Origin of the sequence: Limnohabitans sp. Rim11, from assembly GCF_001269365.1 — a bacterium.
In the GTDB taxonomy this organism is placed as follows: domain Bacteria; phylum Pseudomonadota; class Gammaproteobacteria; order Burkholderiales; family Burkholderiaceae_C; genus Limnohabitans_A.
Window position 1 is genome coordinate 45,985 of the sequence record NZ_CXOM01000001.1, and the last position, 13,256, is coordinate 59,240.

The 13,256-nt window shown below is 53.5% G+C and carries 13 protein-coding genes; 7 read left to right on the forward strand and 6 right to left on the reverse strand.

Going from position 1 to position 13,256, the window contains the following annotated elements; translation table 11 throughout:
* Positions 1-1,116 carry an acyl-CoA dehydrogenase family protein gene (locus tag AMM03_RS00210; protein ID WP_090128489.1) on the reverse strand — a complete coding sequence of 372 codons (1,116 nt, stop codon included), beginning with the start codon at positions 1,114-1,116 and terminating at the stop codon, positions 1-3.
* 26 nt (positions 1,117-1,142) lie between these two features.
* Positions 1,143-2,324, reverse strand: coding sequence for an acyl-CoA dehydrogenase family protein (locus AMM03_RS00215; RefSeq protein WP_090128490.1), 1,182 nt, complete (start codon positions 2,322-2,324; stop codon positions 1,143-1,145).
* A gap of 164 nt (positions 2,325-2,488) precedes the next feature.
* Between AMM03_RS00215 and purN the strand changes: the two genes are divergently transcribed.
* A complete protein-coding gene (gene purN, locus AMM03_RS00220) occupies positions 2,489-3,079 on the forward strand; it encodes a phosphoribosylglycinamide formyltransferase (protein ID WP_090128491.1) in 591 nt (196 codons plus the stop codon).
* Here purN and AMM03_RS00225 read toward each other — a convergent pair.
* A complete protein-coding gene (locus AMM03_RS00225) occupies positions 3,069-3,323 on the reverse strand; it encodes a DUF1653 domain-containing protein (protein WP_090128492.1) in 255 nt (84 codons plus the stop codon). The two genes, purN and AMM03_RS00225, sit on opposite strands and share 11 nt — an antisense overlap.
* Before the next feature lie 41 nt (positions 3,324-3,364).
* On the opposite strand from AMM03_RS00225, the gene AMM03_RS00230 reads away from it, so the two are divergent.
* Both AMM03_RS00230 and AMM03_RS00235 read left to right on the forward strand, forming a co-directional pair.
* Positions 3,365-4,621 (forward strand): RsmB/NOP family class I SAM-dependent RNA methyltransferase, encoded by a 1,257-nt coding sequence (locus tag AMM03_RS00230; RefSeq protein ID WP_090128493.1) that lies wholly within the window; start codon positions 3,365-3,367, stop codon positions 4,619-4,621.
* A gap of 114 nt (positions 4,622-4,735) precedes the next feature.
* Positions 4,736-5,941, forward strand: a complete 1,206-nt coding sequence (locus AMM03_RS00235) for a DesA family fatty acid desaturase (protein ID WP_090128494.1) — start codon at positions 4,736-4,738, stop codon at positions 5,939-5,941.
* Positions 5,942-6,167: 226 nt separating this feature from the next.
* On the opposite strand, the gene rpmG is transcribed toward AMM03_RS00235, so the two are convergent.
* From rpmG to trxB, 3 genes are all read right to left on the reverse strand, one after another.
* Positions 6,168-6,338: a 50S ribosomal protein L33 gene (gene rpmG, locus AMM03_RS00240; RefSeq protein ID WP_090128495.1), complete on the reverse strand. Its 171-nt coding sequence runs from the start codon at positions 6,336-6,338 to the stop codon at positions 6,168-6,170.
* A gap of 20 nt (positions 6,339-6,358) precedes the next feature.
* Positions 6,359-6,592: a 50S ribosomal protein L28 gene (gene rpmB / locus AMM03_RS00245; RefSeq protein WP_055361356.1), complete on the reverse strand. Its 234-nt coding sequence runs from the start codon at positions 6,590-6,592 to the stop codon at positions 6,359-6,361.
* Positions 6,593-6,811: 219 nt separating this feature from the next.
* Complete coding sequence (gene trxB / locus AMM03_RS00250) at positions 6,812-7,777, reverse strand: thioredoxin-disulfide reductase (RefSeq protein WP_090128496.1); 966 nt, start codon at positions 7,775-7,777, stop codon at positions 6,812-6,814.
* A gap of 104 nt (positions 7,778-7,881) precedes the next feature.
* Here trxB and AMM03_RS00255 point away from each other — a divergent pair, with 104 nt between their 5' ends.
* Genes AMM03_RS00255 through AMM03_RS00270 form a run of 4 tightly spaced genes read left to right on the forward strand, consistent with a single transcriptional unit; the run spans position 7,882 to position 13,249 of the window.
* A complete protein-coding gene (locus tag AMM03_RS00255; protein ID WP_090128497.1) occupies positions 7,882-10,305 on the forward strand; it encodes a DNA translocase FtsK in 2,424 nt (807 codons plus the stop codon).
* Positions 10,306-10,353: 48 nt separating this feature from the next.
* Positions 10,354-11,007 carry an outer membrane lipoprotein periplasmic chaperone LolA gene (gene lolA, locus AMM03_RS00260; protein ID WP_090128498.1) on the forward strand — a complete coding sequence of 218 codons (654 nt, stop codon included), beginning with the start codon at positions 10,354-10,356 and terminating at the stop codon, positions 11,005-11,007.
* Positions 11,004-12,308 carry a replication-associated recombination protein A gene (locus AMM03_RS00265; RefSeq protein ID WP_090128499.1) on the forward strand — a complete coding sequence of 435 codons (1,305 nt, stop codon included), beginning with the start codon at positions 11,004-11,006 and terminating at the stop codon, positions 12,306-12,308. The genes lolA and AMM03_RS00265 overlap by 4 nt, the downstream gene beginning before the upstream one ends.
* A gap of 11 nt (positions 12,309-12,319) precedes the next feature.
* Positions 12,320-13,249: a branched-chain amino acid ABC transporter permease gene (locus AMM03_RS00270; RefSeq protein WP_090128500.1), complete on the forward strand. Its 930-nt coding sequence runs from the start codon at positions 12,320-12,322 to the stop codon at positions 13,247-13,249.
* The last annotated feature ends 7 nt before the right edge of the window (positions 13,250-13,256 follow it).

Genomic DNA, 13,256 nt, shown 5'->3' on the forward strand with positions numbered 1-13,256 from the left:
CTAGGCAAATACGCCGGCAGTCTCCTGCATGCTGTTGGACACTTCGCCCAAGTGGTGCAGGGTGTCACCAAAGGTCATTTCGAGTTGTGTCAATTTCTTGAAGTAGTGGCTGACGATGTACTCGTCTGTTACGCCAATGCCACCGTGCAGTTGGACCGATTGCTGGCCCACAAAGCGCATGGAATTGCCCAGCTGGTACTTGGCGCGGGCCATGGCCTGATGGCGCTCTGCCGCTGGTGTATTCAGCTTGAGGCTGGCGTAGTAGCTCATGGAGCGGCCCAGTTCCAATTGCATCTTCATGTCGGCCACGCGGTGACGCAGCGCTTGGAAGGTGGCAATGGTGGTGTTGAACTGCTTGCGCGTGTTCATGTAGTCCACGGTGATGGCCATGGTTTTGTCCATCACGCCAACCGCTTCGGCGCACACACTGGCAATGCCAATGTCGACGGCGTGGCTCAAGGCAGTCTGACCATCTAAGGTGACCAAGCTGGCAGGCGTTTGACTGAGCGAAAGTTCAGCAGCGCGAGCGCCATCTTGTGTGACGTAGCCAGAAGTAGCCGCGCCCTTGGCGCCTTTGGCGACCAAGAACAAAGCCAACTTACCAGCCGCCATGGCGGGCACCAAAAAGGCGTCAGCATGGTCACCCACGGCCACCACGCTCTTGGTGCCTGTGATGTGCCATTGGCCATCTTGTTGCTGAGCTTGTGCGTCGCATTTGTGGGTGTTGTAGCGTGATTTGCGTTCTTGGTGCGCCAACACCACGATGGCTTCGCCACCTGCAATTTTAGGCAGCCACTCGGCTTTGAGTGCTTCGGGTGCATAGCCTTCTAAAACAGCACCCGAAATCAGCGCTTGCTGAATGGGTTCCATCACAATGCCGCGACCCAGCTCTTCCATCACCACCATGCCTTCAACAGGGCCCATGCCCATGCCGCCGTGGTCTTCGCTCACATACAAACCGCACAGGCCCAGTTCGGCCAGTTCGGTGTAGGCTGCGCGGTCAAAACCGCCAGCGCTTGTAATTTCGCGGCGGCGGTCAAAGGTGTAGCCCTTGTCTACCCATTTGCGCACTGCGTCGCGCAGTTGTTCTTGGTCGTCTGAAAAATCGAAATCCATGATCTGTCCTTGTACGGTTAAACGAATTAACCCAAAACTACTTGAGCCACGATGTTGCGCTGCACTTCATTGCTGCCGCCGTAAATCGTGGTTTTGCGCATGTTGAAATAGTTGGCAGCCAAAGGCGCGTTCGACACCTCGTGGCCTGGGAAGTTGCCTTGCCAACCGGCATCCATGGCTTCAAAGATGAAGGGCAGGCTGTAGGGGCCGGCGGCCAACATCATCAGTTCGCTGTAGCGCTGCTGAATTTCGCTGCCCTTGATTTTCAAGAGACCTGCAATGTCGAGTGAGTTCTTGCCAGATTTCTCGGCTGACAAGACACGCAACACCAACATTTCCAAAGCCACAATGTCCACTTCCAATTTAGAAATTTCATCGCGGAAACGCATGTCGTCGTACACGCCTTCAGCTTTGGCAATGCGCTTGAGGCGCTCGAGTTCGCGCTTGGCGCGATTCACATCGGCAATATTGGTGCGCTCGTGGGCCAACAAATGCTTGGCGTAATTCCAGCCTTTGTTTTCTTCGCCGATCAAGTTCTCGGCGGGCACTTCTACGTTGTCAAACCATACTTCGTTCACTTCGCATTCGCCATCCAGCAATTTGATAGGGCGAACAGTAATGCCTGGGGTCTTCATGTCGATCAACAAGAAGGAGATGCCGGTTTGGGGCTTGCCTTCGTTGCTGGTACGCACCAAGCAGAAAATCCATTCACCGTATTGGCCCAAGGTGGTCCAAGTTTTTTGGCCGTTGACGATGTACTTGTCGCCCACACGTTCTGCACGTGTTTTGAGGGAGGCCAAGTCGGAGCCAGAACCTGGCTCGGAGTAACCTTGGCTCCACCACACTTCGCCGCTAGCGATGCCAGGCAAGAAGCGCTTTTGTTGTTCGGCATTGCCAAAGGCCATGATGACGGGGGCCACCATGACGGGGCCGAAAGGCACCACGCGCGGTGCTCCCGCCAAGGCGCATTCTTCTTCGAACAAATGCTTTTGCACAGCAGTCCAGCCTGGGCCGCCAAATTGTTCTGGCCAACCCCAACCGAGCCAGCCTTTTTTGCCCAAAATTTTGGCCCAGCGTTGCAGGTCATCACGCGTGAGGCGCATGGCGCTGTGGACTTTTTGTGAAATGTCGGCGGGTAAATTTGCCTTAACCCATGCGCGAATTTCCTCGCGAAATGCGAGCTCTTCGGGTGTGAATGCCAAATCCATGAAATGTGTCTCCGGTCAAAGCCAGTGAAAGATGAAAACACCGTTTTTAGCACGACCGTGCGCAAAAATTCTGTCTTGGTAGCGACAAATTTCTTATTCCTGCGGGGTCAGCAGGGATAATCCGTGGTTCATTTCAAGCATTTGGTCGATTTGCCCTCGTATTTGTGAAAAACATCGTCATTTTGATTTCCGGAACTGGCTCCAACATGGCGGCCATTGTTCAGGCTGCGGAAAAGGACAGCTGGGAGAAATCTTTAGGGGTCAGGGTTGCGGCCGTCATCAGCAACAAACAGAATGCTTCTGGCTTGAGTTGGCTTCACGCAAACACCAACAGTTCAAAAATTCACACCGAAGTTTTAGAACACACGCAATTTGCAACCAGGGAGGCGTTCGACGCTGCACTCATGTCTCGCATCGATGAGCATGCGCCTGACTTGGTGGTGCTGGCGGGTTTCATGAGAATTTTGACGCCTGCCTTTGTGACGCATTACGCCGGCCGCTTGATCAACATTCACCCGTCTTTGTTGCCAGCATTTGCAGGGCTGAACACCCACCAACGCGCCATTGATGCGGGCTGCAAATTTGCGGGTGCCACCGTGCATCAAGTGACGTCTGAGTTAGACCATGGTCAGATCTTGGCGCAAGCGGTGGTGCCTGTTTTGCAAGGTGATACCGCTGAGGCTCTGGCGGCGCGCGTGTTGACGCAGGAACACTTGATCTATCCCGCTGCGGTGGCTGCATTTTTTAAGCCATAGGCCGCTCTTCACCGACCCACGCAAAACGCGGCTGCACCACGCCATTGATGACAACTGTTTCGTTGAACATGGCCGCAGGCCTCACCCACATGCCTTGTTCGCCGTAGAGGGCTTTGTACAAGGTCATTGGTTCCAATGACTCGCTGTGACGCACCGTGCCCAGCACTTGGTACAGCAAATTTTTGTAATGGCGGTAGTAGCCAGGGCGTGTGATGATCAGTGGCGGTAAGGTTTCTTCTTGCATGATTTGCGATTCGGGTGTTGAGCAGTGGGACAATAGGGGTTATGCATCCTAAAGCCCTGTTAGATGCCTGTGCCGAATTGGTCAGGCTTACCCTTCAATTTAACCATCCCGCCGATGCGGTGGTGTCTCGATTCTTTCGCGACAACCGCAACTTAGGTCCACGCGAGCGTGCCACCCTGTCTGAGACGGTGTTCAAAGTCTTGCGTCAAAAGCTGTTGTTTGAGCACATGGCCCGTTCGGGTAGTGGCGCCAAAGAGCGCCGCTTGGCCATCTTGGGTTTTGCGGGCCCGCGCGACTTTGTCAAAAGCGCCCTGAACGACACCGAAAAAAAATGGCTCGACATGTGCGACAGCATTCAGCCAGGCGACTTGATGTCGCAGCACATTCACAACTTGCCCGATTGGCTGGCACGGCCCCTCAAAGAGCAATTGGGCGATGAATTTGATGCTTTGGCCAAGAGCTTTCAAGAACCAGGCACGTTGGATTTGCGCGTCAACGATCTGAACGAAAAACGTGCTGAAGTGCAAAAAGAATTGACCGCGGCTGGCATTGCTTGTGAGCCGACGCCATTCTCGCCTTGGGGCCTCCGTTTGCAAGGCAAACCTTCTTTGGCCAAAGTGAAGGCCTTTGAGCGCGGCGCTGTAGAAGTGCAAGACGAAGGCTCGCAATTGCTGGCGCTTTTGCTCGACGCCCATCGCGGTGAAATGGTGGTGGACTTTTGCGCAGGTGCGGGCGGTAAAACGCTGGCCATTGGTGCTGCCATGCGCAATACGGGTCGCCTCTACGCCATGGACACTTCTGCGCATCGCTTGGATGCTTTGAAGCCTCGTTTGGCGCGCAGTCAATTGTCCAACGTGCATCCTGCCGCCATTGCGCACGAACGCGATGATCGCGTCAAACGCTTGGCCGGCAAAATTGATCGTGTGTTGGTCGATGCGCCGTGCTCTGGCTTAGGCACCTTGCGCCGCAACCCCGATCTCAAATGGCGTCAAAAGCCTGAAGGCATTGCTGAAGTGGCCATCACACAAACCGCCATTTTGGACAGCGCTGCGCGCTTGCTCAAATCAGGCGGGCGTTTGGTGTATGCCACCTGCAGTGTGCTGCCCCAAGAGAACGAAGACATTGCCAATGCCTTCTCGGCAGCTCACCCAGATTTTGTGCAGTTGCCTGTGTTGGACGAGCTGACCCGTTTGAAAGTGGCCAATCCGCAAAACTTGTGCAGCGGACAATTTTTGCGCTTGTGGCCACACCGTCATGGCACCGATGGTTTCTTTGCGGCCATCTGGGTTAGAAAGTGAATTCCAAAGACTTCATTTTGCAAGCTCTTTGCTGAATTAACTTCCAAAGTTAATTCGAAAATCTTAAAATAATGGGATTGCCTGTCAGGGCATCTTTACATAGAAAGCGACTGCATGTTGTTCATCGACTCTGCTGCATTTGACGCCGTCCTTAACTGGATGGCCAATGGACTTTTAGACTTTTCAGGATGGCAAGTGTTCTTTGTCATCTTGGGCCTCACGCATGTCACCATTGCCAGCGTCACCATCTTTTTGCACCGCCATCAAGCGCACAGAGCTTTGGATTTGCACCCCATCATGTCGCACTTTTTCCGTTTCTGGTTGTGGATGACCACTGGCCAAGTCACCAAAGAGTGGGCCGCCATTCACCGCAAACACCACGCCAAGTGCGAACAAGCCGAAGACCCTCACAGCCCTCACGTGCACGGTATCAAAACCGTGTTGTTCACGGGTGCGGAGCTCTATCGCAAAGAATCTAAAAACAAAGAAACCCTCAGCCGTTATGGCCATGGTACGCCCGACGACTGGATGGAGCGCAATGTGTATTCACGCTTCTCTTGGCAAGGTGTGGCCTTGATGTTGATCATCGATGTGGCTTTGTTTGGCTTCTTGGGCCTCACAGTCTGGGCCGTGCAAATGGCGTGGATTCCCATTACCGCTGCCGGCATCATCAACGGTGCTGCGCACTACTGGGGCTATCGCAACTTTGAAGCGCACGATGCCAGTGCCAACATTTCACCCTGGGGCATTCTGATTGGTGGCGAAGAGTTGCACAATAACCACCACACATACCCCACCTCAGCCAAATTGTCGGTCAAACCCTATGAGTTTGATCTGGGCTGGACTTACATCTGCATCTTGCAGTTCTTTGGCTTGGCGCGCGTCAAGAAAACGCCCCCCGTTTTGGCCTATGGCGAAGTGCGTCCTGTGGCTGACGAAAAAACATTGGAAGCCCTCATTGCCAACCGCTACGAAGTGATGGCCAGTTATGCCCGTCAAATGCGCAGCGTCTTCCGTGAAGAAGTGGCCAACGCCAAGTTGGATGCGAGCATTTTGAAAGTGGCCAAACGCTGGATTCACCGCGATGGCGACAAGGTGCCTGCCGAAGCCCAAGCACCTTTGAGTGCCACTTTGGCTGCTTACCCTGTGCTCGACAAGATGTTGGCCATGCGCGAAGAGCTCCGCCAAATTTGGCTCAACACTTCGCACAACCGTGAACAGCTCGCTCTTGACCTGCAAGCTTGGTGCAAACGTGCTGAAGAGAGTGGCATTGCCGCATTGCGCGATTTCTCGACGCAACTCCGCGCAGCTAGAGCTTAGTTGTCGCGCCGACAAATTTAATTGGGGTCAGATCAACATTAATTCCCATTCAAAGGGGCTAAAGACTGAGGGGGGCTGAACGATTTCTGGTACTCCAGTATGAGGAAGCCCCCCTCAGTCTTTAGCCCCTTTGAATGACCGAATTAATGTTGATCTGACCCCAATTAAATTAACCCCAGAAACAAAAAAGCCCGCTATTGCGGACTTTTTGTTGGGTCAAGCTGAATTACTTCAGTTTGATTTCCTTGTACTCAACGTGCTTGCGAGCTTTTGGATCAAACTTCATGATCAACATCTTCTCGGGCATTGTTTTCTTGTTCTTGGTGGTCGTGTAGAAGTGACCAGTACCAGCTGTAGATTCCAGCTTGATTTTTTCGCGTCCGCCTTTGCTTGCCATGATGGTGCTCCTGTTAGGGTTTAGGCTTGACCGCGTTCACGCAGGTCTGCGAGAACGGCATCAATGCCATTTTTGTCGATCAGGCGCAAAGCGGCGCTGGAAACGCGCAGGCGCACCCAACGGTTTTCGCTCTCTACCCAGAAACGGCGATATTGCAGGTTCGGCAGGAACCGGCGCTTGGTTTTGTTGTTGGCGTGGGAAACATTGTTTCCGACCATTGGGCCTTTGCCCGTTACGTCGCAGACGCGTGCCATGTGGACACTCCGATACTTTTTAAACAGCTGGTGCCTGATGAGCTTGAAGGGTGCAATCAACGACTGCTTGTCAAGCTTAAGGCGCTCCAGCCTCACCTCGCCAGAAGGGTGGCGGTAACCCATTTTGAAGAGTCCCCCAAGAGGGAGTGCTCAGCAAAGCCTTGGATTATAGCCAGCTTTTTAGGGGCTGGCCAAGTCCAAAATGGCAAAAAAGACGGATCAAGCGCCTTCTTGTTCCAAAAAGCGCTGGGCATCCAGGGCGGCCATACAGCCTGTTCCGGCGCTGGTAATGGCCTGGCGGTAGACGTGATCTTGCACGTCACCCGCGGCAAAAACGCCGGGCACGCTGGTCATGGTGGCAAAGCCTTTCAGGCCGCTTTGGGTCACGATGTAGCCGTTTTCCAAGTTCAGATGGCCTTGGAAAATATCAGTGTTGGGCGAATGGCCAATAGCGATGAAGCAGCCCTTGAGTTCCAAATCTTGCAAAGAACCGTCTTTGGTGGACTTCAAACGCACGCCTGTGACGCCGGTGTTGTCGCCCAAAACCTCTTCCAAAGTTTGGAAAGTCTGCAAAACAATCTTGCCAGCCGCCACTTTGTCCATCAGTTTGTCAACCAAGATGGGCTCGGCCTTGAATTTGTCGCGGCGATGAATGAGGTAGACCTTGCTAGCAATGTTGGACAGGTACAAAGCTTCTTCCACAGCGGTGTTGCCGCCGCCTACCACGCAGCAGACTTGCTCTTTGTAGAAGAAGCCGTCGCAGGTTGCGCAACCTGAGACGCCGCGGCCCATGAACGCTGTTTCAGACTCAATGCCCAGGTATTTGGCAGAGGCACCCGTCGCAATGATGAGTGAGTCGCAGGTGTAAACACCGCTGTCGCCCGTCAAGGTGAAAGGGCGCTTGCTGAAATCGACCTTGTTGATGTGATCAAACACAACTTGTGTGTTGAAGCGCTCGGCATGCTCCAAAAAGCGTTGCATCAGGTCGGGGCCTTGCACGCCATGGACGTCGGCGGGCCAGTTGTCCACTTCGGTGGTGGTCATCAGTTGACCCCCTTGCGCAATGCCGGTAATGAGCAAAGGCTTGAGGTTAGCGCGTGCTGCATACACGGCTGCTGTGTAGCCGGCAGGGCCAGAACCAAGGATCAAAACTTGGGCGTGTTGGGTGGGAAGGGGTGTGGACATGGTGTGGATCCTGCTGAATTCGGGTAAACGCTAAAACGCCATTGTAAGAAGCTTGTGAAACACGTGTTTGGGGAGGTCTATCGGGTAAGCTTCAGGGTTAGACCATGACCTATTCTCTCCGCACCCTCAACAACGCTTCTGGCACCCCCGAACCCGACCTTCAAAACGAGTTGTCGGGCAGCACGGGCTTGATGCGCTTCACCCAAGAAATCGTCTTATTTTTAGGCGCAGCAGGTTTACTGGTCTTGGCTTTGGCCATGTTCAGTTACAGCGCCAAAGATCCTTCGTGGTCTGGCTCAGGCTTGGGCGGCCCCTTGGTCAACTGGATGGGCACCGTAGGCGCCTGGCTGGCCGATGGCATGTATTTTTGCTTTGGGTACTCTGCATGGTGGGTGGTTGCAGTTTTGGGCCGTGCTTGGCTCAACGCCTGGGCCCAATGGTTGAGAGGCTCGGAGGCTTCGGCCAATGCGGCTGTTCGCGAAGAATCCAATTGGAAAACAAGACTCGTGTTTTGGGTGGGCCTGTTTGTCCTGATGTCGTCCAGTTGCGCCATTGAATGGGGCCGTTTGGCGCGTTGGGATGCCATCATGCCGGGCACCAGTGGCGGCGCATTGGGCTTGATGGTGGGGCACTTCACGGTGAAGTGGCTAGGCGCCAATGGCGCAGCCTTGATCGAAATTGTTTGTTTGGCCCTGGGGATGGCTTGGTCATTTGGGTTCTCTTGGGGTCAAGTTTGCGAAAACCTCGGCGCCAAAATCGATGCCCTCATGCAATCGCGCCAAGAAAAACGCGAAATGGAAGAAGACTTGGCCATGGGTCAACAAGCTTTGCGCGAACGCGAGCAGTTGCAATCCAACATGCCTGTCGAACCCCAATTGCATCCCTTTGGCGATGAGTTTGAAGAGAAACCATTGTTTGCAGCCGCAGGTGTGGCTGCCCCTGTGTTTGCAGAACCTGTTGCACCCATGGTCATCGAAGCACCCGTGACCGATGTGCCGCGCAGCGAGCGAGTGGTCAAGGAGCGCCAAAAACCTTTGTTCTCAGAATTGCCCGATAGCAAACTGCCGCAAGTTGATTTGCTGGACAGCCTCACATTGCGTCAAGAAGGTGTCTCGCCCGAAACGCTAGAGATGACCAGTCGCATGATTGAAAAACGCCTGAAAGATTTTGGCGTTGAAGTGCGCGTGGTGGCTGCCGCGCCTGGCCCCGTCATTACGCGCTACGAAATTGAACCCGCCACTGGCGTGAAGGGCTCTCAAGTGGTCAACCTGGCCAAAGACTTGGCCCGTTCCCTCAGCCTTATTTCTATTCGCGTGGTGGAGACCATTCCCGGCAAAAACTACATGGCTTTGGAGTTGCCCAATGCCAAGCGGCAGTCCATCAAGCTCAGCGAAATTTTGGGCTCGCAGGTTTACAACGAAGCCAAATCCATGCTCACCATGGGCCTTGGCAAAGATATCGTCGGCAACCCCGTGGTGGCCGATTTGGCCAAGATGCCGCACGTATTGGTGGCCGGTACCACAGGCTCTGGTAAGTCAGTTGGTATCAACGCCATGATTTTGTCTTTGCTCTACAAAGCCGAAGCGCGTGATGTTCGATTGCTCATGATCGATCCCAAGATGCTCGAGATGTCGGTCTACGAAGGCATTCCCCACTTGCTGGCGCCCGTGGTTACCGACATGCGTCAAGCCGCACACGGCCTCAATTGGTGCGTGGGTGAAATGGAACGTCGCTACAAGTTGATGAGCAAAATGGGTGTGCGCAATTTGGCGGGTTACAACACCAAAATTGACGAAGCCACCGAGCGTGAAGAATTCATTTTGAATCCGTTCAGCCTGACGCCTGACGATCCCGAACCGCTCAAGCGCTTGCCGCACATTGTGGTGGTGATTGACGAGTTGGCCGACTTGATGATGGTCGTTGGCAAGAAGATTGAAGAGCTCATTGCGCGCTTGGCCCAAAAGGCCCGTGCCGCTGGCATCCACTTGATCTTGGCCACACAGCGTCCTAGCGTGGATGTCATTACGGGCTTGATCAAAGCCAACATTCCTACGCGCATTGCGTTCCAAGTTTCTAGCAAAATTGACAGCCGAACCATTCTGGACCAGATGGGCGCAGAAGCCTTGCTGGGCATGGGTGACATGCTGTACATGCCATCGGGCACAGGTTTCCCCATTCGGGTTCACGGCGCGTTTGTGAGTGATGAAGAAGTGCACCGCGTGGTCAGTTATTTGAAGACGCAGGGCGAGCCCGATTACATTGAAGGCGTGTTGGAAGGTGGCACCACCGATGGCGAAGACACAGGCTACGGCGAGAGTGGCGATGCCGAAAAAGACCCAATGTACGATCAAGCGGTAGAAGTGGTTTTGAAGAACCGCAAGGCCAGTATTTCTTTGGTGCAGCGCCATCTCAAAATTGGCTATAACCGTGCCGCTCGTTTGGTGGAAGAGATGGAAAAGGCTGGCTTGGTCAGCGCCATGAGTACCAACGGCCAGCGCGAAATTTTGGTGCCAGCGCGCACCGAATAAAAAACCCTTGAATCGGAGTCAGTTTCAATGACACGCTGTTTTCGGCACATGGTGACATTCTGGGTGGGTGCGCTTTTGGGCTTTTCAGTTTTAGCGCAAACACCCAACGCAGACGCCTTGAACAGTTTGAGTTTGTTCCTGAAGCAAACTCAAAGCGGGCGTGCACAATTTACGCAGGTGGTCACTTCGCCTGCCAAAGCAGATCAAGCGCCTCGCCGCAAAACTTCGTCGGGCACCTTTGAGTTTCACAGACCTCAGCAGTTTCGCTTTTCTTATCAAAAGCCGTTTGTACAGACCATGGTTTCGGATGGTCAATCGCTTTGGCTGTATGACGCAGACCTCAATCAAGTGACGGTTAGAAAGCAAAGCCAGGCTTTAGGTCAAACGCCTGCAGCTTTCATTGCGTCCACCGGCGATTTGAAAGTTTTGCAAGCTGAATTCAATTTGTTGACCGAGCCAGACACCGAAGGTTTGCAGTGGGTCAAGGCCACACCCAAACAGTCAGAAGGGGCTGTTCAAACAATTCGTGTTGGTTTGAAAGTTCAAGGCCAGGCCATACCTGTTTTGTCGGTGTTGGAAATTGTCGATGGCTTAGGACAAACATCCCGACTCAGTTTTCAAAACTTTGAAGTCAATGCCAAATTGACACCAGAGACTTTTCAATTCAAAGCGCCGCCAGGTGCGCAGGTCATCAGACCATGACCCTGAAAAGCCATTTGCACCAACCATTGGCTGAAAAATTACGCCCCCGAAGCTTGGGTGAGGTGATTGGCCAGCAACACCTGTTGGGTGAAGGTTTGGCGCTGCGTTTGGCCTTTGAGTCGGGACAGCCTCACAGTTGTATTTTGTGGGGCCCTCCTGGCGTGGGCAAGACCACCATTGCCAGACTCATGGCCGATGCGTTTGATGCGCAATTTATTAGTATCAGCGCGGTGTTGGGCGGCGTCAAAGACATTCGCGAGGCTGTCGAAAAAGCAAATGAGGCGCTTCAAGGCTTGCAACCGCAACGCACCATCGTCTTTGTCGATGAGGTGCACAGGTTCAACAAGAGTCAGCAAGATGCATTCTTGCCCCATGTTGAAAGCGGCTTGTTTACCTTCATTGGTGCCACCACCGAGAATCCTTCCTTTGAAGTGAACTCAGCGTTGTTGTCGCGGGCCGCTGTGTATGTGTTGCAGGCTTTGGGTGAAGAAGACCTTCAGAAAATCATTCAGCGTGCTTTGGACATTGGTGCCATTGCGCCATTAGAGACTGAAGCCGAACAAAGATTGATTGCCTATGCCGATGGCGACGCCAGGCGCTTGCTAAACACCCTTGAAACTTTGGCAGTGGCAGCGCAGCGTGAAAAATTAACGCAAATCACAGACGCGTGGCTTCTCAAAGTATTGGGCGAGCGCATGCGCCGCTACGACAAAGGCGGTGAGCAGTTTTATGACACCATCAGCGCCTTGCACAAATCGGTTCGGGGCTCAGACCCCGATGCAGCTTTGTATTGGTTCACTCGCATGCTGGATGGCGGCGCAGACCCGCGCTACATGGCTCGACGGCTGATTCGCATGGCAGCTGAAGACATTGGCCTGGCCGATCCTAGGGCGCTGCGCTTGGCCCTCGATGCAGCAGAAGTCTATGAGCGATTAGGTAGCCCAGAGGGCGAATTGGCCTTGGCCGAATGTGTGATTTATTTGGCCGTGGCAGCCAAATCCAATGCCGTTTATAAAGCTTTCAATGAAGCCAAGGCGTGGGTCAAAAAAGATGGCACGCGCCCTGTGCCGATGCATTTGCGCAATGCCCCAACCCAGCTCATGAAGAACTTGGACTATGGCAAGGGCTACCGCTATGCACACGACGAGGAGGGGGGGGGTGCGGCAGGTGAGAACTATTTGCCTGACGGTATGCCCGCACCTGGTTTTTACAGACCCGTCGACAGAGGTCTTGAATTGAAAATTGCAGAAAAAATGGCCAGCTTGCGTTCCTTGAATCAAGTCAAGTCAGTCAAAAAATAGGAATCAGTCACATGGATGTTTTCATTCAACAAGTCATCAATGGCTTGGTTTTAGGCAGCATGTACGCGCTCATTGCTTTGGGCTACACCATGGTCTACGGCATCATCAACTTGATCAACTTTGCCCACGGTGAAGTTTTGATGGTGGCCGCACTCACCAGTTGGTCGGTCATTGGTCTAATGCAAGATGCGATGCCTGGCATGCCAGGCTGGTTGATGCTTTTGATGGCGCTTGTCATTGCCAGTGTGGTGTCGGCGTGTCTCAATTTCACCATTGAAAAAGTCGCATACCGGCCCTTGCGCAACAGTCCCAAACTAGCGCCTCTCATTACCGCCATTGGTATGAGCATCTTGTTGCAAACATTGGCCATGATCATTTGGAAGCCCAACTACAAGCCATACCCCACCTTGTTGCCCAGCACGCCTTTCCATGTGGGTGGTGCAGTTATTTCTTCAACTCAAATCATGATCTTGGCAGTGACCGCCATCTCTTTGGCTGTTTTGATGTGGATTGTGAATGCCACCAAACTAGGTCGCGCCATGCGCGCCACTGCCGAAAATCCTCGCGTGGCAGCACTCATGGGAGTCAAGCCCGATGTGGTCATCTCGGCCACGTTTGTCATTGGGGCTATTTTGGCGGCCATAGCCGGTGTGATGTTTGCATCGAACTACGGCACAGTCCATCACAGCATGGGATTTTTGCCCGGACTCAAAGCATTCACGGCCGCTGTGTTTGGTGGCATTGGCAACCTCACAGGCGCTGTCGTGGGAGGCTTGCTGTTAGGACTCATTGAATCGATTGGATCGGGCTACATCGGTGCTTTAACAGGGGGTGTGTTGGGTAGCCACTACGCCGACATCTTTGCCTTCATTGTGTTGATTTTTGTCTTGACCTTGAGGCCTTCTGGCTTGATGGGCGAACGCGTCGCAGACCGCGCTTAATCCCATC

What these genes read in the sequence shown, in the direction of transcription:
- AMM03_RS00210 (WP_090128489.1), bottom strand. Translation starts at nt 1,116, where the DNA reads ATGGATTTCGATTTTTCAGACGACCAAGAACAACTGCGCGACGCAGTG.
- AMM03_RS00215 (WP_090128490.1), bottom strand. Translation starts at nt 2,324, where the DNA reads ATGGATTTGGCATTCACACCCGAAGAGCTCGCATTTCGCGAGGAAATT.
- AMM03_RS00225 (WP_090128492.1), bottom strand. Translation starts at nt 3,323, where the DNA reads ATGCAAGAAGAAACCTTACCGCCACTGATCATCACACGCCCTGGCTAC.
- AMM03_RS00230 (WP_090128493.1), top strand. Translation starts at nt 3,365, where the DNA reads ATGCATCCTAAAGCCCTGTTAGATGCCTGTGCCGAATTGGTCAGGCTT.
- AMM03_RS00235 (WP_090128494.1), top strand. Translation starts at nt 4,736, where the DNA reads ATGTTGTTCATCGACTCTGCTGCATTTGACGCCGTCCTTAACTGGATG.
- rpmG (WP_090128495.1), bottom strand. Translation starts at nt 6,338, where the DNA reads ATGGCAAGCAAAGGCGGACGCGAAAAAATCAAGCTGGAATCTACAGCT.
- rpmB (WP_055361356.1), bottom strand. Translation starts at nt 6,592, where the DNA reads ATGGCACGCGTCTGCGACGTAACGGGCAAAGGCCCAATGGTCGGAAAC.
- trxB (WP_090128496.1), bottom strand. Translation starts at nt 7,777, where the DNA reads ATGTCCACACCCCTTCCCACCCAACACGCCCAAGTTTTGATCCTTGGT.
- AMM03_RS00255 (WP_090128497.1), top strand. Translation starts at nt 7,882, where the DNA reads ATGACCTATTCTCTCCGCACCCTCAACAACGCTTCTGGCACCCCCGAA.
- lolA (WP_090128498.1), top strand. Translation starts at nt 10,354, where the DNA reads ATGGTGACATTCTGGGTGGGTGCGCTTTTGGGCTTTTCAGTTTTAGCG.
- AMM03_RS00265 (WP_090128499.1), top strand. Translation starts at nt 11,004, where the DNA reads ATGACCCTGAAAAGCCATTTGCACCAACCATTGGCTGAAAAATTACGC.
- AMM03_RS00270 (WP_090128500.1), top strand. Translation starts at nt 12,320, where the DNA reads ATGGATGTTTTCATTCAACAAGTCATCAATGGCTTGGTTTTAGGCAGC.